General features: G+C 67.9%; 22 protein-coding genes and 3 pseudogenes. 9 read left to right on the top strand and 16 right to left on the bottom strand.

Features of this window, described 5'->3' with window-relative positions:
- Positions 1-586: 586 nt before the first annotated feature.
- From RM788_RS05305 to RM788_RS05295, 4 genes are all read right to left on the bottom strand, one after another.
- Positions 587-763, bottom strand: coding sequence for a hypothetical protein (locus RM788_RS05305; protein ID WP_315930373.1), 177 nt, complete (start codon positions 761-763; stop codon positions 587-589).
- A gap of 538 nt (positions 764-1301) precedes the next feature.
- A complete protein-coding gene (locus tag RM788_RS05300) occupies positions 1302-2678 on the bottom strand; it encodes an FAD-dependent monooxygenase (RefSeq protein WP_315930372.1) in 1377 nt (458 codons plus the stop codon).
- 37 nt (positions 2679-2715) lie between these two features.
- Entirely contained in the window at positions 2716-2922 is a 207-nt protein-coding gene (locus tag RM788_RS52885; protein WP_399343104.1) for an SIP domain-containing protein, read from the bottom strand.
- A 1-nt stretch (position 2923) separates the two neighbouring features.
- A complete protein-coding gene (locus tag RM788_RS05295; protein ID WP_315930371.1) occupies positions 2924-3262 on the bottom strand; it encodes a ferredoxin reductase domain-containing protein in 339 nt (112 codons plus the stop codon).
- Positions 3263-3431: 169 nt separating this feature from the next.
- Here RM788_RS05295 and RM788_RS05290 point away from each other — a divergent pair, with 169 nt between their 5' ends.
- On the top strand, positions 3432-4064 hold the full coding sequence (locus tag RM788_RS05290; protein WP_315930370.1) for a TetR/AcrR family transcriptional regulator C-terminal domain-containing protein: 633 nt from the start codon (positions 3432-3434) through the stop codon (positions 4062-4064).
- A 107-nt stretch (positions 4065-4171) separates the two neighbouring features.
- Here RM788_RS05290 and RM788_RS05285 read toward each other — a convergent pair whose 3' ends face one another.
- Together RM788_RS05285 and RM788_RS05280 are read right to left on the bottom strand one after the other, a co-directional pair.
- Positions 4172-4627 carry a hypothetical protein gene (locus RM788_RS05285; protein ID WP_315930369.1) on the bottom strand — a complete coding sequence of 152 codons (456 nt, stop codon included), beginning with the start codon at positions 4625-4627 and terminating at the stop codon, positions 4172-4174.
- Positions 4628-4704: 77 nt separating this feature from the next.
- Positions 4705-5274, bottom strand: a complete 570-nt coding sequence (locus tag RM788_RS05280; protein WP_315930368.1) for an ester cyclase — start codon at positions 5272-5274, stop codon at positions 4705-4707.
- A 169-nt stretch (positions 5275-5443) separates the two neighbouring features.
- On the opposite strand from RM788_RS05280, the gene RM788_RS05275 reads away from it, so the two are divergent.
- The 3 genes from RM788_RS05275 (at position 5444) to RM788_RS05265 (ending at position 7907) form a co-directional block, all read left to right on the top strand.
- Positions 5444-6088, top strand: coding sequence for a TetR/AcrR family transcriptional regulator (locus RM788_RS05275; RefSeq protein WP_315930367.1), 645 nt, complete (start codon positions 5444-5446; stop codon positions 6086-6088).
- Between the two features lie 161 nt (positions 6089-6249).
- Complete coding sequence (locus tag RM788_RS05270; protein WP_315930366.1) at positions 6250-6555, top strand: hypothetical protein; 306 nt, start codon at positions 6250-6252, stop codon at positions 6553-6555.
- Between the two features lie 470 nt (positions 6556-7025).
- Positions 7026-7907, top strand: a complete 882-nt coding sequence (locus RM788_RS05265; RefSeq protein ID WP_315930365.1) for a CPBP family intramembrane glutamic endopeptidase — start codon at positions 7026-7028, stop codon at positions 7905-7907.
- A 470-nt stretch (positions 7908-8377) separates the two neighbouring features.
- On the opposite strand, the gene RM788_RS05260 is transcribed toward RM788_RS05265, so the two are convergent.
- The 5 genes and pseudogenes from RM788_RS05260 to RM788_RS05240 form a co-directional block, all read right to left on the bottom strand.
- The gene (locus RM788_RS05260) at positions 8378-9319 is read right to left on the bottom strand and encodes a pyridoxal-phosphate dependent enzyme (RefSeq protein ID WP_315930364.1); all 942 of its coding nucleotides are present in this window, start codon (positions 9317-9319) and stop codon (positions 8378-8380) included.
- 99 nt (positions 9320-9418) lie between these two features.
- Positions 9419-9559, bottom strand: a pseudogene (locus RM788_RS05255) (IS110 family transposase); the annotation flags it as partial.
- A 277-nt stretch (positions 9560-9836) separates the two neighbouring features.
- Positions 9837-10706, bottom strand: a complete 870-nt coding sequence (locus tag RM788_RS05250; protein WP_315930363.1) for a DUF6042 family protein — start codon at positions 10704-10706, stop codon at positions 9837-9839.
- A gap of 30 nt (positions 10707-10736) precedes the next feature.
- The gene (locus RM788_RS05245; RefSeq protein WP_315930362.1) at positions 10737-10898 is read right to left on the bottom strand and encodes a hypothetical protein; all 162 of its coding nucleotides are present in this window, start codon (positions 10896-10898) and stop codon (positions 10737-10739) included.
- A 225-nt stretch (positions 10899-11123) separates the two neighbouring features.
- Positions 11124-11852, bottom strand: coding sequence for a class I SAM-dependent methyltransferase (locus tag RM788_RS05240; protein WP_315930361.1), 729 nt, complete (start codon positions 11850-11852; stop codon positions 11124-11126).
- A 229-nt stretch (positions 11853-12081) separates the two neighbouring features.
- Here RM788_RS05240 and RM788_RS05235 point away from each other — a divergent pair.
- A pseudogene (locus RM788_RS05235) lies at positions 12082-12191 on the top strand (IS5/IS1182 family transposase); the annotation flags it as partial.
- A gap of 46 nt (positions 12192-12237) precedes the next feature.
- Here the strand turns inward: RM788_RS05235 and RM788_RS52880 are convergent.
- A pseudogene (locus RM788_RS52880) lies at positions 12238-12507 on the bottom strand (GNAT family N-acetyltransferase); the annotation flags it as partial.
- 168 nt (positions 12508-12675) lie between these two features.
- Positions 12676-13041 (bottom strand): hypothetical protein, encoded by a 366-nt coding sequence (locus RM788_RS05230; RefSeq protein WP_315930360.1) that lies wholly within the window; start codon positions 13039-13041, stop codon positions 12676-12678.
- 529 nt (positions 13042-13570) lie between these two features.
- On the opposite strand from RM788_RS05230, the gene RM788_RS05225 reads away from it, so the two are divergent.
- Positions 13571-13780, top strand: coding sequence for an ABC transporter permease family protein (locus RM788_RS05225; protein ID WP_315930359.1), 210 nt, complete (start codon positions 13571-13573; stop codon positions 13778-13780).
- 62 nt (positions 13781-13842) lie between these two features.
- On the opposite strand, the gene RM788_RS05220 is transcribed toward RM788_RS05225, so the two are convergent.
- A complete protein-coding gene (locus RM788_RS05220; protein WP_315930358.1) occupies positions 13843-14610 on the bottom strand; it encodes a polysaccharide lyase in 768 nt (255 codons plus the stop codon).
- 254 nt (positions 14611-14864) lie between these two features.
- Between RM788_RS05220 and RM788_RS05215 the strand changes: the two genes are divergently transcribed.
- Both RM788_RS05215 and RM788_RS05205 read left to right on the top strand, forming a co-directional pair.
- On the top strand, positions 14865-15833 hold the full coding sequence (locus RM788_RS05215; RefSeq protein WP_315934860.1) for an IS30 family transposase: 969 nt from the start codon (positions 14865-14867) through the stop codon (positions 15831-15833).
- A gap of 756 nt (positions 15834-16589) precedes the next feature.
- On the top strand, positions 16590-17348 hold the full coding sequence (locus RM788_RS05205) for a non-homologous end-joining DNA ligase LigD (RefSeq protein ID WP_399343099.1): 759 nt from the start codon (positions 16590-16592) through the stop codon (positions 17346-17348).
- 428 nt (positions 17349-17776) lie between these two features.
- Here the strand turns inward: RM788_RS05205 and RM788_RS05200 are convergent, their stop codons facing one another.
- Positions 17777-18685, bottom strand: a complete 909-nt coding sequence (locus tag RM788_RS05200; RefSeq protein ID WP_315930356.1) for a phosphatase PAP2 family protein — start codon at positions 18683-18685, stop codon at positions 17777-17779.
- Between the two features lie 110 nt (positions 18686-18795).
- On the opposite strand from RM788_RS05200, the gene RM788_RS05195 reads away from it, so the two are divergent.
- Complete coding sequence (locus RM788_RS05195; protein ID WP_315930355.1) at positions 18796-19269, top strand: hypothetical protein; 474 nt, start codon at positions 18796-18798, stop codon at positions 19267-19269.
- Between the two features lie 185 nt (positions 19270-19454).
- Here RM788_RS05195 and RM788_RS05190 read toward each other — a convergent pair whose 3' ends face one another.
- Positions 19455-22142, bottom strand: a complete 2688-nt coding sequence (locus tag RM788_RS05190) for an alpha/beta hydrolase family protein (protein WP_315930354.1) — start codon at positions 22140-22142, stop codon at positions 19455-19457.
- Positions 22143-22423 lie beyond the last annotated feature (281 nt).

Genomic DNA, 22423 nt, shown 5'->3' with positions numbered 1-22423 from the left:
GCGGTCTCCGTAAGTCCGGAAAGGACACGACCGGCTAGCCGACTCCACCGCCGAGGCCGGTGTACCCGGCACCGCCACCGATGTCACCGAGACGGCTCGCGCCGCCGGGCCCCAACCGGGCACGGGCCGCACCATCGGCACTGTGTCGACCTTGACTGTCCGCAGGAACCACCAACCCCGCCCGAATGGCACGAGACCGCCGGTCCACGACGTACCCGATTCCCACCAACACGACACAGAACACCACGGCATAAGCCCATAACGGCATAGTCGTCATCCCCTCGTTGCGGTCACCCCCGACCTCACCACCCCAGTGTGACCCCGCTCATGGCCGCAGGCCGGCGACTTGGGCATTGCTTGACATTGCCACTGATCCAAGGACCGACATCGGTCACCTGGACGCAGTACATCGGGGGTGGAACGTCCCTGTCCACCCTTGTCCCGTTGGCCACCGTCGCCGACGTTCAAACCCGTACCGGGGTGCAGTTCATTCCGGAGCACCAGGTTCGCGTGGCGGTGTTCATCGGCCACGCCACGGCGATCATCCGCACCTGCGTTCCGGGCCTGCCTGCGCCCGGTGTGATCGTCACGGCCGTGCTGCGGGCTCCACCTCACCGACGACGAGTTGGATCTGTTGCGTCCGTTCGTGGCCGCTCCGCGTGCTGCGTTCTCCATCTGGGGTTGGCCAGGCCCCGGCCGGCAGCAGAGCCAGCAGTGCGAAGGCCGCCCCCGCCCACCACACCCACTTCACCACGTTGATCACGGCCACCACGGTGTTCGGTCGCCGCGGCCAGTCCCAGCGCGAGTGGTGGACACCTGAACACCGCGTCCGCGCCGTCGCTCGTCGTGTCGTGTTCCTCCATCACGTCCCTCAACTTCGTCACCGCCTGTATCGGGCGGTGGACCGGTTACAAGCAGCGAGAGCACCAAGTCGTGGCACGACAAAGCGCCGGGCCCTGTGGGGAGGGTTCCGGCGCTACTCATGTTGTCGGCACCCGGAACCACCGACTTGACCGATTCCGGCCCGGTTCACCTGATCGGAGCATTAATCCAGCCTTCTCGCCCGTGAGGTGCCCCATGTCGGTGCGCCGCCAGGTCTGTCTGCGATTGCGCGGTGGTGAGATCGAGGAAGTCGAGATTCTGGGCCGCGACGGCACGGACAACTGATCATCGACATCACCTTGATCCGGCGCGAACCGCGAACTTCGATGTCGAGGTGCTTCGCGGCAGGCATTCGGTGGCTGGTGACGCGGGATTCGACCACTGGGCCAACGCCATCCTCTCGCCTGCAATGGGATGGATCAGCCCAGGTGGCCGTCCGGCCGGATCAGGAAGCGTTCGCCGGGGGACGCCGAGTACGCCGTGAACGCGTGACCGTCGGTGTCCACGACGTGCCGGGTACCGCCTCGTGGCTCGTCGCCGGGACGTAGCACGGCGAAGGCGTGTTCGTCCTCCTGGACGGGTGCACCGAAGGTGAGGCTGGTGAAGTGCGGGCCGCGGAAGAGGTCGAACAGTGTGACGCGTTTGCCGTTGGCGTCCAGGACCGGTGCGTCCGGAGCGCGGTCACCCGTGACCAGGGCACCGGTGGCGTCCGGTGCGCGGTAGGTGATGGTGAAGCCGAAGTGGTCCTCACCGCGCTCGTGCGCGTCCTCTCGTCCTTCGGCGTACCGGTTGAGCAGGTCGGAGGTGACGTCGAGCGCCCGCGCGGCGACGGCCCGGCGTTCGGTCTCGTAGCTGTCGAGCGCTGTTGACGAGGCGAGTTTCCAGCCCAGGTTGTAGGCGTCCTGCACGCCGGTGTTCATGCCCTGTCCACCGGTGGGCGGGTGCACGTGCGCGGCGTCGCCCGCGAGGAAGACCCGTCCCACCCGGTACCGCTCGGCGAGCCTGATGTTCGGTCGCCACACCGTCGACCACTGGTGGCCGGTCAGTCGGACTCCTGCCGAGAACCGGTCCAACGCCGCTTGCATCGACGGGAGGGAAGCGTCACCGCCTTCGTCGAGTCGCGTGTTGAACTGGAACATCGTGGTGCCCGGTAGGGGAGTCATCGCCACGCCCACCACGGGGTTGTCCGCCGCGGCGAACCAGTAGCTCGACGCCCGGTCGAGGTCGGGGGCGGTGACGTCACCGATCATCATCCGGAAGGACTCGTCGGTCGTGCCGGGGAAGGCCACGCCGAGCGCTTTGCGCACGAAGCTGGCCCCGCCGTCGGCCCCGACGAGGTGGTCGAACCGGGCGATCTCTCCGGTGGAGAACGTCGCGGTCACCCCGTTCTCGTCCTGGTCGAGTTCGACCAGTTCGGTCGCGAGTTCGACCTGCACGCCCCACTCGAGCAACCGGTTCCGGAGGATTCCCTCGATCTGGGACTGGCCGAGCATCCATGCGTTGGGGTGGGGCCGGTCCGGCCTGGGCGGGTGCACCTCGGACATGCGCCGCTCCTGCGCGAAGTGGCCGTCGAGGTGCACGCGGAACGCGGGCGGCAGCGAGCCGGTGTCCAGGACGGCGTCCAGTACGCCGAGGTCGTCGAAGACCTCCAGTGTGCGGGGCTGGATCGAATCGCCTCGTGAGCCGTGGAAGAACGCGGTGGCCTTGTCGATGACCCGCACTTGCACCCCGCGTCGGGCGAGGTCGATCGCCAGGGTCAGTCCGGTGGGTCCGCCACCGGTGACGAGCACGCGCATGGAAAAGCTCCTTCGTCGGGTGTGGGGGAACTCGGGGTCAGCGGGGAGCGGTCCAGAACGCCTGGAGGAGAACGTTCTTGCGGGGCCAGGTGCAGTCGTGGAGCAGATGAACCCGGACCTGCTGGTACGTGCGGGCTTCGCCTGCCACGTGGGCGATACCGGGCTCGACCGGTAGTGGCAGCGCGCGTAGAGCGGCCGGCAGCGCCGGCGACGATCGCGCGCTGGCCCCTTTGCGGTAAGCCAACTCAGCTCGTCGAGCGCGGCAGCGCGGGCCGGCCCGCCGGGGTGTCCACCTCGACGACGCCGAGGATCCGCTCGCTCTCGGGCACCGAGCGGGCGATCGCGCCCAGCGTGACGGACGCGGTCTCCTCGTCGACGAGCAGGTGGTAGGGCGCAGTGCTGCGGGAGATGAGCCGCCCCTCCGGTTCGGTGATCGCCACTTCGCGGTCGGGCTTGATCTCGGCCGCCCGGCGTGCGCCCGGACCGTCGTGCCCGAAGGTGACGACCCGCAGGTCGAGTGCGCATTGCGGGTCGTAGTTGCAGACGTTGCAGTCGCGCCATCCGGCACGGATTGCCTGGAGCACGCCCGGTGGGTCGCCGTGATCACGGCTCGGACCGTGGCCCGGCGCACGGACCGGTCCAGCACCACGCTCATCGCTGTCCCATCGTTCCGAAGAATGTGAACACCGTTCACGGTGAACGATGGTCACATTATTGGTAGGATCAACCCGATGTCAACGGAGGGACGGGCGAATGCTGTTGCGCAAGGCCAACGTCCTGGACGGAGCGCTCGCGCTCCTCGAGGCCGAAGGTCTCGACGGGTTCACGACGCGCAAACTCGGCGCCGCCCTGGGTGTACGTGCCAGCGCGTTGTACCGGCACTACCCCGACAAGCGAGCCCTGCTCGACGCCATGGCCGACCGCATCCTCGAAGAGGTCAGCGTCGACCTGCCCGACGGTTCCTGGGACGAGCGGGGAACAGTGCTCGCCGGTCGGCTGCGTCAAGCGCTCCTGTCCCATCGCGACGGCGCCAGGGTGGTGGCGGGCGCGTACTCGGCCGAGCCCAACACGGTCCAGTTCGGCAACACCGCCGTCGAGATCCTCCGGTCGGCAGGACTCCCACCGGAGCAGGCGGGCTGGGCCACCACCGCCGTCAGCCACTACGTCCTGGGTCATACCATCGAGGAACAATCACGTGCCGACCTGGCCGCGCGGGGCACCTGGACCGGGAAGATGGACGCTTTCAACGACCTGGAGGACCAGGTTGCCGCCACGGCTTTCGACGCCGACCCCGCCGAGCGGTTCGCCTACGGCCTTCGGCTGATCCTCAACGGCATCCGTCACGAACTGGCCCAGGTCCGAACCGCCTCGTCAGCGGGATCCTGACGCTGGGAACGGATATGACACGCGCCGGAAACGCGTTCGGACTCCCAAGTCGATCCACTCGCCCGGTATCAGGGCGCTGAAGTGCTTCTCCGGCCGCAAAGGCCGTGTCACCCGGTCGAGCGGGCGAAGAGGGAACCGGTTGCCGGTGCGAGAGCGGGGGACCGCCACCCGTACCAGCCGCGGCACAGCATGTAGGCCGCCGCGGTCGCCAGTACTAGGGCGAGGTCGATCGGCCAGGTCGATTTCGCGTCGGGTGTGTCGCCCGCCGCGATGGCGAACACCGTGATCGCGATCTTGTGGGCGAACACGAGTTCCCACGCGCCGCGCTGGGTGCGCGGTGCTACGACGAGCATGGCGAACAGGCCGACGAACACGAGGTAGGCGAACGTCCGCCAGGCTTCCGACATCAGGCGTTCGGGTGCCACGGTGGTCATGATGGAGATCCCGTTCGCGAACGCGCCGAGGGTGGCGATCCCGCAGAGGGCGAGCAGTCCGCGTCCGATCCGGTCCGCCGGGGATGTGGGCTCGCCGGTGGCGGCGGGAACGTCGGTTCGTCGTGTCATGGTGGGGTTCCTCTCGAGATTGGTCGGCGGTCGACCTGGTGGGATCGGCCGAGGGACGTGAGGGGGCCGGCCGTTTCTCAGATGGCCTGGAGTTGCCGCAGCAGGCTCAGGGTGTCGGCGTTGAACCAGTACTCGACGAACTTGCCGTGCTCCACGCGCAGGGTGTCGGTGCCGGCGTAGGTGATCACGGTGCCGGGCGCCGCCTTGGCTCCGGGGAAGCCGCCCGCGTAGGTGCCGGTGGCGATCCAGCGCGCGGACACGTGGCGGCCGTCGACCAGCGGGCCGACCTCCAGGTCGAACCGCAGGTCGGTGAACACCGACCTGATCTGGTCGACCAGGCCCACCAAGCCCTCGACGCCGCGGATGGAACTGCCGTCGGTGCCGTCGAGCAGTGCGGCGTGGACCTGGAAGTCGGGCGAGATGATGCCTGACGCCTTGGCGGTGTCGCCGTTCCACACCGCGACCCAGGTGGTGAACATCGACCTCGGGTCGTGGGCGGCGGTCCGCTGGTCGGAGTCGGCCTCCGACCGGTGGGCGGTGGCGGCGGGCGCGGCTTGGGTGGCGGTGGCCGCGAGGGCGAGGGCGGTGATCACCGCGGGGATCACCAGTCGGGTGGAGCGGTGAGCGCGGGTGGATTCGATCGTCACGACGACCTCCGGTGCGGGTTGTTAGAGCTACTCGTGTTTGTTAGAACCTCTAACACCATGCGGGAGGCGAGTGGTCCCGTCAAGGGGGCGGGACGATTTTTGTTAGAAGACCTCACCAAAGTGATAGCCTCTAACGGTCAGGTGTGGGAGATGAGGAAGGTGGCTGAACATGGCGGAAACCCGCAAACCACCTCGCGAGCAGTACCGCGAACAGGTGCGCGAAGAAGCCAAACGACTGGCGTGGGAACAGATCGCCACGGCCGGAGCGTCGGCGCTGTCGGTCAACGCGATCGCCAAGCGGATGGCCATGAGCGGCCCGGCGCTCTACCGGTACTTCACCAATCGCGACGAACTCATCACCGATCTCATCCGCGACGCCTTCCGAAACCTGGCCGAAGCGTTTCGCCGGGCCGTGACCGCGGGTGCCGACCTGCACGCACTCGCCCACGTGCTACGCGACTGGGCGCTGGAGGACCCCCACCGCTACCTGCTCGTCTACGGCACGCCAGTGCCCGGATATCGCGCGCCCGACGATGTGACAGCGGCTGCCTCGGAGATCATGGCGGCCCTGCTCGACGCCTGCACGGCGCTGGAGGTGGACACGGACACGGTGTTCACCGAGCATCTCCGGCACCACCGCCAGTGGATGGGAGGGCATCCCGCCTCGCCCGCGGTGGTGCACTTGGCGCTGAGCTTCTGGACGGCGTTGCACGGCGTGCTGTCGCTGGAACTGGCTGGTCACTTCGCGGGAATGGGCTTCGATCCCGCTGTGCTGTTCACGGCGGAACTGGATCGCCTGCTGGGCGGGCGATGATGGGCAACGTCTGGTGGAGCTTGCGCTGCTCTGGAAAGCTTTTGGCATCCGTGGATCGTCAGCGCGTAGAACGCGAGGAAAGGGGTGAGGCCGTGCGGCGGAGAATCCAGCCGCCCGTCCGGACGGTCCGGGGTGCGGGCGGCGGTTCCGAGAGGAACGAGATGTCCCGCACGGACAAGACGAAACCGTTGTGGGTGCGGTCCGCGGAGCACGACCCCCGGCCGGTCCACGACCACCGCCTCGGTGACTGCGACCTGCCGCCGAGGCAGACGAAGGAGCGCCCGGACACCCGTTGTCACTGGGAGAACCCGTACACGCTGCTGTTCGGCGGCACGTGCTGCGCGGGCTGCTCCAAGCGCACCTGCGTCAAGGAGCGGCAGGGCATGGTCAAGGAGGACAACCGCAGGCAGCGGTACGAAAGCAGGCGCGAAGTACGCCGCTTCAGCACCGGGGACGACCGCTACTGATCTGGGGGAGTCGCTGCGATTGGTCGAGACGAACGGCGTCTCTGTGCAGCGCAGGTCCGAGGTCGACGTCGTGGAGCCGACCACCGCCATTCCGCCAGGTCGTTGGACCGGAAACCCGTTCGACATAGCGGATCGGTGTGGTGGGCGAGACGGTCGGGATACGTCCCTGATGTGGTGTCGCCGATGGCATGCAGGCGGTCAGGCGGCGTGGCCGAGTCGCGCCGTCGCCATACCGACGCTGACGTGCGGACCCGGTATCCCACCTGAAACCGGTAGCAAACCGTTGCCCGTACTCAATGTCCGAACGTCGGAGCGCGCCCGCGCGGCAACGGGGAGTTGGTCCTGGTGTCGGCGGGCGTGTCCCCCGTGAGAGCTACCGCAAGTGTCCTCGCCAGGGGGATTCGGCAGGACAGCGTGCTCCATAACCTCACCTCACAAGGAAGTACCTGAAGTGGGGGAGATTCGAGATCATGGAACGCACCAACGGGCCGGACGGCGCCGGTTTACCCGTCGAGCTTTCCGACGGCAGGCGCAGGCTGCGCGCGTTCAGGGTTCCCGTTCTCCTGGTGGTGCTGTTCGCCGCGATGCTGGTTGTCGTCGGGATCGACACCCTCGTGGCGCCGGTTCCGCTGCTCGCACTGCCGGTGGGGATCGGCTTGGCCGTCGCCGGGGTGGCCTTCTACCGGTGGCTGTCCCGGACGGTGGAGGTGCGCGACGGTGTTCCCGAAGTCGCCGGGGAGCACCGGTGGTCAGGGCTTGGGCGGGGCGCGCTGCTCGGGTTCACCCTGTTCTGCGCGGTGATGACGGTGATCCTGGTGTTCGGCGGGTGGGACGATCTGTCGTGGGGGTCGATCGGCGGGTTTCTGGGCACCGCCGGGATGATGTTCAGCGTCGCCATCATGGAGGAGTTGCTGTTCCGCGGGGTGCTCTTCCGCGTCCTGGAGGAGCGGACCGGCACGGTGATCTCCCTGGTGCTCTCCTCACTGCTGTTCGGCGCAACGCATCTGGTCAACGTCAACGCGACCGCGTGGGGTGCGTTGTCGATCGGCCTGACCGGCGGCCTCATGCTGGCCTCCGCCTACGTGGTGACCCGGTCGCTGTGGTTCCCGATCGGCCTGCACTTCGCCTGGAACTTCACCCACGCGGGCCTGTTCGGCATCATCGTGTCCGGTTCCGACGAAGCACCCCACGGCCTGCTGAAGGCCACCCTGTCCGGTCCGTCGGCACTGACCGGTGGCACCTTCGGCCCGGAGGCCAGTCTGGTCGCCCTGCTGGTCTGCGCCGTGCCCACGGTCCTGCTGCTGCGCCGGGCCGCTCGCACCGGTCGGATCCTGCCCCGCCCGCGCCGCTGACGTGTCCCCGGCCCTCCCCGGACCGGTCGCGGGTGCTCGCACGAGCGAGCACCCGCAACCGGCTCTGCGAGTTCTGCCTCGTCATCTTCCACGGGTTCGGGCCGTGAACGTACGCATAGGGCTGCTCGGGGCGCGGCCTACCAGGATCTTTTCCACTGTGGACGAAGCACGGTGGTCGAGATTTCCGCCACCGGGCGCGGAGTCGCGGCGTACCCGAACCGTCACCTCGGTCGAGGTGCGTCCGCTGTGGTGCTCCAGGTCAAGCTGGCTTTTGAAGGTCTTGGGCACACTGCTTGCGGTGGTGCGCATGGCCGGCCATTTGTGCTCGGCGCACTTCGGCACCGGTCACCCGGCATCCGGCTGAGCCGTCCTGAGCGACCGGCCGCGCTCACGAGAGCTGCGTCGCGACACCCGTCGCCTCGCCGAGTGGTCTCACCTTGAAGTCATGAACCAGCACTTGGTTCGTGATGTCAGGTGAGCAAGTCGCGGAAGCGTTCGACGCTGATGTTGCCGCCGGACAGGACCACGCCGACGCGGCCGGTCAGTGTTCCTTTGAGCAGCGCGGCGAGCGAGGTCGCGCCACTGGGTTCGAGGACGATCTTGAGCCGCTCGAACGCGAACCGCATCGCGTCGCGGATCTCGTCGTCGTCGACCAGGATGATGTCGTCGACCAGGCGTTGGTTGACGGCGAAGGTCAGCTCGCCGGGAATTTCGGTGGCTTGCCCGTCGGCGATGGTGTGCGGGACGGGGATCCGCACGCGTTCGTTCTTCCGCAGGGACAGTTGGGTGTCGTTGGCCTGCTCGGGTTCGACGCCGATCACGCGGATGCTCGGGTGGAGGTTCTTGGCCACGGTCGCGCAGCCGGCCATCAGCCCGCCGCCGCCGATCGGGACGACGAGGGTGTCCAGCGGACCGGTCTCCTCGAACAGTTCGAGCGCGACGGTTCCCTGACCGGCCATGACGTGGGGGTGGTCGTAGGGCGGGACGAGGGTCAGGCCCCGTTCTGCCGCGAGTTGGCTGCCCAATGCGACGCGGTCGCCGGTGTAGCGGTCGTAGGTGAGGATCTCGGCGCCGTAGCCGCGGGTGGCGTCCATCTTGGAGGCGGGGGTGTCCTCGGGCATCAGGATGACCGCGGTCGTGCCCATGAGCTTCGCCGCGAGGGCGACCGCTTGGGCGTGGTTGCCGGAGGAGTACGTGACCACGCCGGTTGCGAGTTGCGCCCGCGTCAACCGGGAGATCGCGTTGTAGGCGCCGCGGAATTTGAAGGCGCCGACGCGCTGGAAGTTCTCCGCCTTGAGGAACGCGGTGGTACCCGTGTTCCGGTCAAGGGTCGAGGACGTCAGGACGGGTGTCCGGCGAGCGACACCGTCGATCCGCTTGGAGGCGCTGTTGATGGCTTCGAGGTCGAGCATGACATCAACTTTATACAATTCGTCTATCTCTGGATAGTTTGTCTCTAGTGGGCAGGGTTACAAATTCACGATTTCGCGGAGGGGTCCCGATGTTGGTTGTCAAGCTGAGGCGGGAACGGTCTCGGGGTGCCAGTAGTGGGTGCTGGTGCGGAGCATGGCGAACAAGATGTCGTAGCGGCGTCGTACCAGGCAGATGAGGGCGGCGTTGTGCTTCTTGCCCTCGTCTCGTTTTCGCTGGTACAGGTAGTCCGACGGTCCGAGACTCCTTCGGCTTCTACCGCCCGGTCAGCAGCACCAGGCTGCGCCGGTCGCCCAGCATCCCTCCGACCAACATGGACAGGATCAACCCGGCACTTCGCGAACCGAGAACCCAACCCGCTGGCCGGCCGATCACCACCCAGGACCAACAACGTCAAAGCGACCGGCGTGACCCCATTTCCCAGTGCGCTGAACGCCTACCCAGTCGACAACCGTCGGTATCGCCGACGCCGCAGTAGGCGGAAACACCCCTCCCTCTTCAGCACGTCATCACGAACCTTCCGTCCACCGACCCCTCGACGCGCAGCAGCCCACAGCGTTGCGCCCACTCCAAGGCGGCTCGGACGTCGACCTCCGGCACGAGCGTGCGCTCCGCGAGCGCGGTAAGCGTTTGCGTCGTGCCGTTCCACAACGCGACGGACACCAAGTCCGCCGCGAACGAGCAGAAGCGGTTGGTCTCACGCTGCACGACCACCTGCTCGGCGAGTTCGGTGGGCAGGTCGAGCACGTCCTCCACGTTCGGCGGCACGGCGGGCTCGCGATACCCGTCCTGGTCGAGGAGCAGCAGACCGGCCGCGGCGAACAGGTCCAGCATCCCCGCCAACCGGGAGGGCGCGGGGACGCCGAATTGCCGGGCGACGTCGGCCGGGTCCAGTTGGTGGGGTTGGCGTCGGGACAGCGGCTGCTCGCGCCACTCGGCCGTGCGGTGGTGTCGCACACCCCACTGCCGCACCGCCTCCAGCGTCGCGCCGCCGGACTCCTCGCCCGCCGCCGCGACCGCCCACAACAGGTCGGTGACCTCGTAGGCGAACAGGCCCCGCCAGCCCGAGTCCGCGCGACCCACCGCCGGTCTGCCACGCCGCGACCACCGCGGCGGTTCGGGCTCGGCGGGCCGAAAACGGAGCAGCCACAGGTCTTCCAGATCGTCCGCGTCGGGAAGAGCCCTCCTCGTCACGCGCACGCGGTAGGAACCGGCACCGCCGAGTGGGAAGGCCTCCCCGGTGAAGCCGCCGGTCACGCAGGAAAGCCCCACCTCGCCCGACAGACTCCGATAGGGAATCTCCACGACGTCGTCCCACTCATCCGTGTCCTCCGGTGGGGCGTCGGCGTGTGACTCCAGGCGCACCACGTGCGGCCCGTCTCCCGCCGACCCCTCCAGTCAGCCGTTGCCGGTGCGGACGACGGTGCCGCACGGCTGCACCTTCGTCTGGTGCCTGCTGAACGGACCGCTCTGCTCATAAGCGGTTCTCGTGTCGCAGATGAGGAGGGTGCCGAACTCCGGCCAGTAGTCGTCGTCCTGGTAGGTCCGCGGTGCCGTCATGCCCACCACGCTAGCCAGGCCCACCGACAACTTCGGATGTTCCGTGTGCTGGAGCAGCGCGTCGGCGCGCGAGGTCACCGCGATCGGCTGCGGGGGAGCCGTGCTCGAACATGCCGCCGACCATCCACAGTCACAAGGTGAGTCACCGCCGCGTGTGAGCTGATCCCTGCGGCGTAGGCGTCTGCTCATGCCGATGTGAGCAAACCTTGGAACTTTCCTCGTGTTTCAGGTCGTGCGCTCGGCGATGAACACGAACTCGCGACCGGGTCGGTCGGGTGCCTCTCGGACGTCCAGCACTCGAAAGCCATGGGCGATCAGGGTCGACTCCACCTCATCGCGACCGCGGAACCGGATGGTCGAGTCCGAGGTGACCACCATGCCATCCGACAGGAACCTGTAGGTGAAGCGGAAGGAGACGCAGGGAAGGCTCACGTCGGTGACCTCACGCCGTTGCTCCACCGGTCCGGTTCCAGGGACGTCGAGGATGACCGGATCCGTGTCCGCAGCCCAGTCGGTCCACGCCCGACGCGCGGGGCGTCTGGTCTCGAACACGAGGTGGCCATCGGGGCGAAGTGCCTCGCGGATGCCGCGGAGGGTCTGCGTCCAGCTGTCGTCGGAGAGGAAGACCTGTGCCACGTTCCCCGTCATCACCGCGAGATCAACATCTAGCGCCGGCAGTGCTGTCACATCACCGTGAACCCAGGTGATTCGTGCGGCCGGATCCTTCGACTTCGCGACCTCGATCGATGCCGCGGCCGGGTCGACACCCACAACAGTGCGGCCGCTGTCCGCAAGCAGGACCGCCAGACATCCTGTCCCACAACCGATGTCGAGCACACGATTCGCGCCCAACTCGTCGGCGATTCCCAGGTAGGCCAGCAGATCCGTGCGGTCTCCATCGAAGGCGTCGTAGACGGATACGAGGCGAGGGTGGGCGAAGATCGCGTCGGGCACCCGTTGACCGTATCCACTTTCAACCGCTCCGGCGACGGACTTCAGGCTTGACACGCATTTTTCTACGGCGATGCAGGAGACGGGCTCTCGCAGATGGTCGCAGTGCGTGCTGATTGCAGGGTTGCGGCCACCCGACTTGGTGCCACTTCAAGCTGCTTTGCCGAGACCAGATCAGACCGCCAGATCCACACCTGAAGCGCCGCACGGTGTTCACCGGTTGCACCACACCCACGGCGGCAACATCCAGGGGTCGTCTCCGCACCTGACTGTTGGCCGCTGTGGACCTCGCCGATGCGTCCCGGCCGTGAGCATGACACCACCGCGCTGCGCTGCCACGGCCATCGGCGAATGAGCGAATTCTCTCGCCGCCTTTACCCTGCGCGGAATAGAAACCCTCGGCTGGCGGGTGGGAGACCACTCTTACGCCTGCAAGCCCGCCTTGTCGCGACTGTTCGAACATGTGATCCACAAGCAGACGACCGATCCCCTGCCCTTGCGCCGCGTCGGCCACGAACAGCATGTCCAACTCTGGCGGGTCGCGAATCAACGAGTAGAAGCCGAGTAGGTGGGCGTCCTGATCAGTAGCGAGAAAGACCAAGTGCTCAACGACGTGGTCAGGTGCGAGCTCAACTGTGGAGATCGCCTCGGCGTACACCCCTTGATAGCTGCTGGATGCCTGACACAGGCGCGTAAGTTGTTGGGCGTCCTCAGCCGAAGCGCGCGTCACCGTCACTTGTCCCACGTCGGAAGCATAGTCAGATCCATCGAAGTGAAATCGATACCGCGACAGCGCAGCCGGTTGGCCGCGCTGCCGTCGGGAGAACTACTCCGATTCGCCGCATTCGCCGATGCGCACGGGGTAGGCAACGATGCTGTTGTGCATCAACGTTCCGCACACGACGATCCCGTTGTCCTCCTTCTCGTCTCCTCCGGCCACGCAGTTGAGGCCCGCGAGCGAAGGTTCCTCCTCGGCCTCGATCCCGGCTAGGGCCAGGAGCCCCACCGGTTCGCCGCCGGGGAGGTACGTGACGGTTTGGCACGTCAGCGCTTCCTCTTCCTGCGTGGGCACGATGTCCGCGGACGCGGCCGGTAGGGCGAAGAACAGGGCGGCGGCCGTGAGGGGAATGGCCAGGATCTTCGGTGACAGCATGTCGATGTCCTCCTTGGTGGCGATGGTGCTGCGGTCCACGGGTACGTGTCCCCGTGGACCGGTGATCGACATCCGCCGGTTTCCCACTGTGCGCCGCTCTGATTCGCCTCTGGAGTGGAAATCACCTGGAAGAGTGGCTTCTGCGGGTTCATGCCTTTGCGGTGGCACGTCGACCGGAAGCTGCAGCGGCGAAGTGCGATGCCTGCAGCGGCAAGACCTGATCTCCATCCGCTTGTCGCGATCGTGCAACCTGGGAAGTCGGCTCGTGACCATCCTGCGAAAGGTTCGCCGGTGTGAACGCGGCTAAACGGTCGGACTGACGCTTGCACCCTGATCGACGTACCGGGAGTTCGGTGCGCAGGACATCGTCGATCGAGAGCGTTGCTGTGAGGGTGAACGGTGACGGTTGGTCAGGCCGTTTGGCGACGTTTGGAGTGAGGAGTCCTGAAAGTCTTCCGGTAGGCGCTGCCGCTTTATCTGCTCGCTTCGGCAGTGGGCCTCGCGCACACCGCGTGGGCGGTGGTGGTCCCGGTGCTGTTCAACCAGTTTGGATGCCTAGCTCGCATGGATGCTCTCCGCCGTCTACGTGCCGAATTCCGAGGGGCTCCATCCGTTGGGCCTGGGGCTCTACTCGTGGAACTCGCCGGCGGGTATCGACCCCGACTTCTACCCGCTCGTGGTCATCGGCTCGCTGTTCGCGCTGCTGCCATTGGTGATCGTCTTCCTGCTGCTCCAACGCTACTTGCGGTCGAGCCTGGCCACGGGCAGCGTCAAGTAGTGGTCGCGTGCGGGTCCCGCCCACCCGACGGGTTCGTCGAATGGGCGGGACTTGTGGTCGAGTTAGATGGGACTGGTGTTGACCCGGAGGTCGTCGTACCAGATGTAGGAGGTGTTGGTCGGGGCGAAGGACGCCTCGGCCCCGCCGTGGAACGACGACAGGTAAGCGCGGTCGATCAGGTCGCCGTTGCGGACGAACTTCAGCCCCTGGATCAGCGCCGCGGACTGGCCGTTGTACCAGACCTGGATCTCGCCGTCGGGATTGGCGTTGCCGTCGGTCACGGTGTTCACCCGCACCCGTTGCACGATCTCCACCCACTGGCCGAGAGGGTAGAAAATGGTGGAGCCGCCCACGCTGAGGTCGCGGTAATCGCCGTACTGGCCGGCGTGGTCCATGCTGTAGAAGTAGATTGCGGCCTTGCCGCCGCTACGCCAGATGAATCGTGACGTGAAGCCGTTGTAGCCGTCGCAGGGAATACCGCCGGAGCAGGACGCGCCCGCACCCAGCCCGACTCCGACCTTGCCCGCGTACTCGGTTGTGCCCCAGCTGAAGTCCGGGCTGAACCGGACCCACTGCGCGACGTAGTACTCCCGCGCCCTGGGGATGGCGAACGGTGCCGAGGCGCCGGAGTTCTCCGGCCCGATCTGCCGGGCCGGATAGGTCACGCGCAACGACTTGCTCCCGCTGCGCTTGACGCTGGAGTCGACCAGGGTCCGGGTGTCGAGACCGAGGTCCCACGGCGCGTTCCACCCGTCTGCCGCCCACTGGGCGCGCGGATAGGCGGAACCGGCCGTAGGCCGTTCGAAGGTGTTGTTCAGTGAGGCAGCCATCGCGGCAGGGGCGATGACAGTGGTCGCGACCAGGGCCGCACAGACGGAGATCACGAGCATTGGCAGGGTTCTCAAGGACTTCCTCCACTGGTGTCGAATCCATGGGCGGACGCGAGAGCGATATGGTCTACACCACGTCACCTTAAGAGGGTGTCTTATGTTGGGTGATTTTTGAAGCAGGTCAGGGCAGGCTCAGGCGGTCGTAGCATGTGATCTTGGTGTTCGGTGGGGAAGGATTCCCTGTCGTGCGCAGGATGTTGACGTTGGCCGATCGGGAGGAGATCTCTCGTGGTCTGGCGGAGTCGTTGGAGTACAAGGAGATCGCTGTTCTAATCGATCGTGATCCCTCGGTCGTGTCGCGTGAGGTCGCTCGTCATGGCGGGCGTGGTGGGTATCGGGCGGTGGACGCCGACCAGGTCGCGACGCGGGGGCGGTCGCGGCCGAAGGTGATGGCGGTGGATCGGTCGTCGGAACTGCGGTCGGTGGTGCTGGACCTGTTGCGTCTGGGCTGGTCACCGGGGTCGATCGCGGGACGGTTGGCACGTGAACGTCGCGACGGGGACTCTGGCGGGGTGAGTCATGAGGCGATCTACCAGTGGGTCTATGCGCAGCCGGTGGCGACGCTGGGGCGGGAGTTGATCGCGTTGCGGACCGGACGCACCGCTCGGCGGGGGCCTCGTCCGGCGCCGGCGCCGCGGATCCGGGAGCCCCGCTATCTCGATGAACGTCCGGCCGAGGTCGAGGGCCGGGCGGTGGCCGGGCATTGGGAGGGGGACTTGGTCGTGGGCAAGGGCGGCAGGTCCGTGGTGGCGACCTTGGTGGAGCGCACCAGCCGGTTCCTGATCCTGGTGCCGCTTCACGGGCGGGACTCGTTGACGGTGAGTGAGGCGATCATCTCCGCTGTCGGTTCTCTCCCGGCGACGATCAAGCGGTCGTTGACGTGGGATTGTGGTTCGGAAATGGCTCTGCACAAGGGCATCACGGCTACCGGGTTGCCGGTGTTCTTCGCTCACCCGCACTCGCCGTGGGAGCGCGGCAGCAATGAGAACCTCAACCGGATCGTGCGGGAGTACCTGCCCAAGGGCATCGAGATCACCCATGACCCGACTTACCTTGCCGCCATCGCCGCCGAGATCAACGACCGGCCCCGTAAGATTCACGATTGGCGTAAACCCAGCGAGGTATTCATCGAACTCCTCGAAGCGGATGCTTCCACCGCCTGAACCTGCCCAGTGCTGCGGCCGGAGCGAGAAACGCGTAGAAGTTGTTGCCGTGTCGCTTGTGCCGGGTGGCCAGACAGTGGTAGTTGAACACTCAGGCGATCGTGCGTTCGATGATCCAGCGATGTCGCCCCAGTCTGTCGCTGGACTCGATGTCCTTGAGGGATGCGGACGCCGATTCCGCGGTCTCGTACCCCACTCGCGCGGCTCCCGGCTGTCGTAGGCCTTGTCCGCGTGCGCCTTTCGGGTCTGCGGCGGCGGCGACCACGTCGGAGGCGGATCGCGGGGATCGCCGTCACCAGAGGCTCGAGCGCCTGGGAGTCGTGGGTGTTGCGCCGGACACCGCGACCGACAACGGGATGTCCTGTCGGTCGGTCAGCGCAGGGATCCTCGAGCCGGACTTGCCGCGATCGACGGGGTTCCGGCCGGTCATGGATCCCTTTTTCGCCTGGGACACCTCCCGTCGCCTGTCCAGACAGACCGTTGCCGTCGTCTGCTTCGGCTCGATCGACGTCCGTGACCTCGACGACGTCGAAGGCAGGAGCCGTGCGCTACCGGGGATCCGGGCGGCCAACCTGGTGGCCGGACCGCACAACTGTATTCCAGTGCTCGTCGTGCTTGCAACGATGCTGGAAGAAACTTTCAATAGGCGACATTCATCCCAGATTTCGCGATGCTCAAGAGAGTCAGGCCGGAACGACGTTGCCACGCTGATCGCCGTCATCACGGTCGCTCGACGTGAGGGCGCGGACTGGGTCGATGGATCGGTTTCCGACGGCGTGGACGGCCGCCAATTTTTCGGCGAACGTCCCGCGGGCGTCCTGGATTGGCTTCTCACGCCCTGGTTGCCCTCCACCGGCTCCCGCAGCAGCGACGGCACGGGGTGCGGTACATCCACTGTTCGAGGGCCTGCTTGCGCTGGTGTGGGTCAACCTTGTGGTGCTGGAGCTGCACGTGCCGCAGTGGACCGTCGAACCCTGTCCGGCGCGCGGCCTGCCCGACCCGCTGGTGTTCGACCTCGATCCCGGCGACGGCGCGACGATCGTGCAGTGCGCCCGCGTCGCGCAACGGCTGCGCGCGGTCTTGGTCGCCGACGGCCTGGCTCCGGTCGCGACGAACAGCGGCTCCAAGGACATGCAGGTCTACGCCGGGGTGCGGGCCGAGCAGCCCGAGCCGATGTCGGTGTACGCGAAGGCGTTGGCCGAGCGGTTGGCACGGGAGACCCCTGGACCTGGTGGTGTCGACGATGACCAGGGCGTTGCGGGTCGGCCGGGTATTGATCGACCGGAGTCAGAAAGATCCCGCCAACACCACTATGGCGCGTACTCGCTGCGCGATCGGGCGTTGCCGACGGTGTTGACCCGATCACCTGGGACGAGGTCGACGGCTGCCGCCGTGTCGAGGCGTTGGTGTTCACCGCATCCGACGTCCTCGACCGGGTCGACCGACTCGGTGCCCTGGTCGCGGACCTGGCCACGTTCCGCGCCGAGCTACCACCGCGGTCATGCCACGCGCTGAACGACCGCTGTCCTGGTGAGGCCGTCAAGCTGGTGGAACCGGCCCATGCGGCCGCTCTCAACGGGTTGCCGGTGGCGCGGGTCCGGAGTGGCGTGGCAACTGGCGTGGTCCTCGTCGAATTACCACTTCGGTGTCGGAGGGGAACTTCATCGGGCTCCTCGACGGGGCGTGGATCGCGCATCTTCCGGCAGCCGTGGTCAGGATCGTCCACATGGGACTGAGTCCGGTGCGATCCGGACGAGGTGCGGCAGTGCGACTCGAAAGGGGACCGGTGAGGGCGGTCCACGGCCCGCCGGTCGTGAGCCCCGAGTTCCACGTCGGTGGCCCGGTGGGGTCGTCCGTGGGGGCGGTGTTCAATTCGAGCCGGGCGTCCTCACTGGAAGGCCCTCGGGCCCGTGTCGCCGTTCCCGGTTCTCGAACATCTGGCTCTACGAGGCGGCCAGTGCGTGCGACCCGGTGATGAGGTCCGAGTGCGCGGGAACGGTGTCGACCCGTCGCCAGTGTGCGAGGAACACCAACGCAGTGATGACCGACCCGGCTGACGCGAACGACGTGGCCCCCAGGTAGATCACCCAGTCGTACTCCCCGGTGGTCGCGACGGGCCCCTCGCGAAGCAGTGGTGCGCCCCAGAGGATCGCGCCCAGCGCCAGGGCGAGCACGCCGGAGAGCGTCCAGAACACCACGAGGACGGTACGACCGACCTTCCGCTGTCCGGTGTACCGGTGCAGCGCTCCTCGGCGGGCCAGCCACCACGACGCCAGCGCGGCCATCGCCAAGGCGATCGCGTCCGCCGCGAGCGTGTCGCTGAGCCGGTGCCACTTGGCCGTGAGCGTGTACTGCCCGATGCCGACGGCCCACGGCAGCAGGAAGAAGAGCACCACGCCGCGCCACCGGTACGGCGTGACGATCAGCGCGGCGAACAGCACCGTCATCGCGATCGTGGTGTGCCCGCTGGGCAGGCTGTTGCCCGCGTAGTCCCCGGTGACCTCCACGAGGTGCGGCCGGACGAGCACGAACCGCTTGAGCACCTGCACGACGAGTTGCCCGCCGACGATGACACCGACCGCGGCGACCGCCAAGTCCCACCGCCTGCGCAGGACGCCGACCAGTGCCACCAGCATCGAGGCCGCGGCCAACGAGTAGACGGTGATCTGCCCCAGTGCCTGCCAGGCGTTGTCGGACTCGCTCCGGTCCACCTGGTCGGCGCCCCGCAGCGCCGCGTTCTCCAGCGACTGGCCCGTGGTCGTCCACACGGCCAGTACGTAGACCAGCGCGGCGACGGCGAAGCCGGCGATCGCGAGCACGATCCACCGCCGTGCCGGCACCGGGGTCGACACGGGAAGGGCATCCGGAAACATGACGACGAGTTTCCGGTGTCTGCGGTCGGACCGCTCCTTCGGCGGCGGATACCACCCGACCGAGTGATGAACACCCGGCCGTTCCCGACGTGGCGCGGGTCATGGCCTCCGCGCCGGGATTGCGCGACGCGCAGTTGCACGAGGCGATCTCGGGTGAAGCCTGGTTCCAGCTCATCAACGTCGCCTACCGGAACGGTGTGACGCTGCGGCGCCTCCGGATGCAGGCTTCCGCCCGGCTGGTCGGTGGTGACCCGGCGACGTTTGAGTGGGAAGTTCGACATCTTCCTTTTGACCACACGAGGATTGCTGCGTCGCCACCGTATCGGCAGCAGGCGGGCCAGGATCTCCCGGATCCCTCCGGCCAGCGCGTCGATCAACCGGTCAGGGGAAAATCCGGCCTGGGCGGTGGTCTATCGGCGGGCCAGGCGCAGGGACCGGATGAAAGACGATCGGTCGGGATCCGGACTCGCTCCACCCGCGGCGGTGTGCATCAACGACCGGATCGCGTAGTGCACCGGCAGATGCGCCCACACTTCCTGTTCCACGCCATCGGCCGAGCGTGACCGCAGCACTTGTCCGGGGCCGCGCTGATGGGTCGTGAGCTCATCGAGCGCGGCCTCGATCTCCCAGCGTTGGCAACAGGGCGGAGCCGGTCCCAGGGAGCCGGAGAAGTGCCGGCTGCCCTGGAAGCGGCCTCTGCAGCCGCAGGCGGGTTGAGTCGCCGAGGTCGATGACAGCGCCCGCTCGGTCACCGCCAGGCCGGCGTGCCGTCGGTGACCGAGCCGGAGACCGACGCGGTGGAGGAGAGTGATACGAGGTTCAGCTGGATCCGCTCGACCGGTTCGACCTCCGTGTCGGTCACCGTCGGCACGGTCAGCAGTCCGGTCAGTTCCCCGCGCGGGATGGCGGCCAGCGGTTGCACACGTGTCGTCGACAACGGCCGCGAGGGCAGCGGGTCCTCCTGGGAGACGTTGTGGCGGAACCACAACTCGTCGACGTCCGTTGTGGACAGTTCGACCCCCTCGGGGGCGGTTGGCCTGCCCAGGACCGTGAGTAGCCGGTCGGCGGGCGCGGACAGCGTCATCCGCCAGACCAGGGCGCCGCCCTCGGTGACCGCGTCGGTGACCGGGGTGGCGGTGAAGGTCGGCTCCGGGTCGTCGTTCGACACGGTCAGCCTGTCCGCGTACCGGCCGACGACCGCGCCCCGTACGGGTTTGACCAGCACCGTGCGCCTCGCGTCCAGGTTCCAGCGGGTGTTGCCGGTGACCTGCACCGGGACCTCGAGCTCGTGCTGCCCCGGTTCGACCGCCACCAGCCGCTCGGTGTACGCGGTGTCGCCCTCGTTCTGGACGAACACCCGCACCGTGCCCGCGCCGTTCCCGGTGACCGAGACCGGGAACCGGATGGTTTGCGCTCCCGAGTCGCCTTCCACGACGGCCATCGCGCCCACGTCGACGCGCGGCAGCGCGACCGGTCGCGGGTCGGGCAGGCCGGGGGCGTACCCGTGGGCGTCGATGAGCCACGCTTGCCCGGAACCGCCGTGCGGGACCAGTTCCAGTTCGGCGACGCGGCGCAGGTCGATCCCGTGCGCCGGCAGCGGGACGCGCACCTCCTGCGCCCAGCGGGCGGAGATCCGGTCGGTGGCGGGCAGCCCGTCCAGCGCCACCGACCCCAGCGCCGCGCGGCTCCCGGCCGCGTCGGTGACGGCCACGTCGAAGCGGGTGGTCGTGCTGTTCGGGGGCACGGCCAGCCTCAGCGCCAGTTGCCGCGCCCCCGCCAGCGACACCGGCGTGCCGGGGCGCGTGGTCGCGGCCTGCCCGTCGGCGGTCCACCCCAGCGCCACGGCGAACCGGCCGGACTCGGGCACGATGCGGTTGAACCGCACGAAGTGCGGCGACGGGCGGGTGGCGGTCGGGTCGACGCACGCCGTGGCCGGGTCCGCCGAGACCTGCGCGCACACCCTCGCCGAGCCGCTCGCCGAGGTCATCTCGTCGGGCACGACGAACGGGGAGCGCGCGCCGCCGACTGCGTGGGCGAGCACGCGCGCCGGGTCGGCCGAGGGCGCGCGCACGCCCGAACCGTCCAGCAGCGGCAGCACCCGCCGGTCTCCGGACACGAACAGGCGCGCCGCCGCGGCGATGTAGGTCGCGCCCGCGGTCTGCTGCTGCTCGGCGGTGAGCCGGGTGGCCGTCCCCGGCGAGCACACCGGGTCCTCGGGCGGGGAGCGGAAGTCGTCGGACGCCGGGGCCTCCGCTTGGCCGGGTGTCCACTCGGTGTTGAAGAAGTTGTGGTTGGCGCCGACGAAGTACAGCGCGCTGTGCAGCGCGGCCCCCCGGCTCACACCACGGGTGGCGTCCACGTACAGCTGGCCTTGGAGGTCGGACACGTCGCCGTCGCAGCCGGGCAGGATCGTCACCGACGGCACGTCCGGCGCCGGGTTGTGCGCGAAGACCGTCGGGCCGATCAGCAGTTGGCCCTTGATCCTCCAGCGAACCGCGCCGTCGCCCGGCGGAGGGGAGAGGCTGTCGACCGCGGTCCGGTTGACGCCCTCGCCGCCGCGGGAGTGCCCGACCAGGAACACCTCGCTCAGATCGGCGACCGGCGCGGCGCGGACCACCTCAGGTGCGGAACCCCGACCGGCACCCGCCCAGTCCGCCCACCGCGTCAAGTGCGCGCGCACCAGCGCCGATCGCGCGCCGGCACCCTGTTCCAGGTCCAAGTCCTCTTGGGCGTTGATCGAGTTGGCGGACACGGACACCGTCACATAGCCCTGCGAGGCCAGAAGCCGCTGCGCCTGCAGGTAGCCGCGGTAGCTCGGCACCGGCTCGGCAGGCGCCGGGCAGGGCCACGCCAGCAGCATCTGGGTGCCGTTGTAGCAGGTGATGTGCCTGCCGTGCAGGAACAACGCCATCGGGCGCCGGCCGGTCGCGCCGATCGGCGCGACGACCACGGCCCGCATTTCCAACGGCACCGCGTAGCCGGGCACGGTGATCGGGTCGAGTTCGTACTCCCCGGTCGAGGTGGCGAACGAGCCGGGCTTGCCGGGATCGGTGTCCCCCGCGGGCAGTGGCGTGGGCGGTGCCGCGACCGTCTCGGTCGACGGGGGAGCGGGCTCCTCGACGTCCAACCGTGTGCCCGACAGCCGTACCTGGAGCGCGTCGACGTCCTCGACCTCTGCCGCGTCCAGGGTGAAGGTGCGCAGGTCCGCGGACGGTCGCGGCATCCCCAGCAGCCGATGGCCGTCCCAGAACTCGACCGCCGTGCCACCCGGCGGGATCGGCGCGGTCGCCGTCCACGCCAGCCCGGTGCCGGTGATCGTCCACCCCGGCTGCGGCGGCGGGTTCGGCGCTTGTCGGGCTTGGGCCGTCGCCGTGACCGGTGTGGCGAGGGCCGCCGCTACCAACGCGGGCAACAGCAGTTTCGCCAAGCGCCGCATGTGGTTCCCTCCGATCGACCGGTGGTCGATCAGTTCTAGCGGTGCCGGACACCGCGCCACAAGCATTCTCGAAACTTGCGCACCAATGGTCGCAACACTTCTTGGAAGTTGCCTCTACCCGCCGTGTGGCCCAACGAACTGTGCCATTCGGTGGTGGCGGGAGACGGACCCGAGCGCTGTCGACCGATCGCTCCAGTGGGCTCGAAGAGCCCTGCTGGTCTGCACTTGCCGATCAAGCGCATGATCGATGTCGACCAGTGTCGACCGCATTTGTGGATCAC

The sequence above is a fragment of the Umezawaea sp. Da 62-37 genome, assembly GCF_032460545.1.
GTDB lineage: Bacteria > Actinomycetota > Actinomycetes > Mycobacteriales > Pseudonocardiaceae > Umezawaea.
Note: the sequence above shows the minus strand (reverse complement) of the source record. Positions and strands in the feature narration are given on the sequence as shown.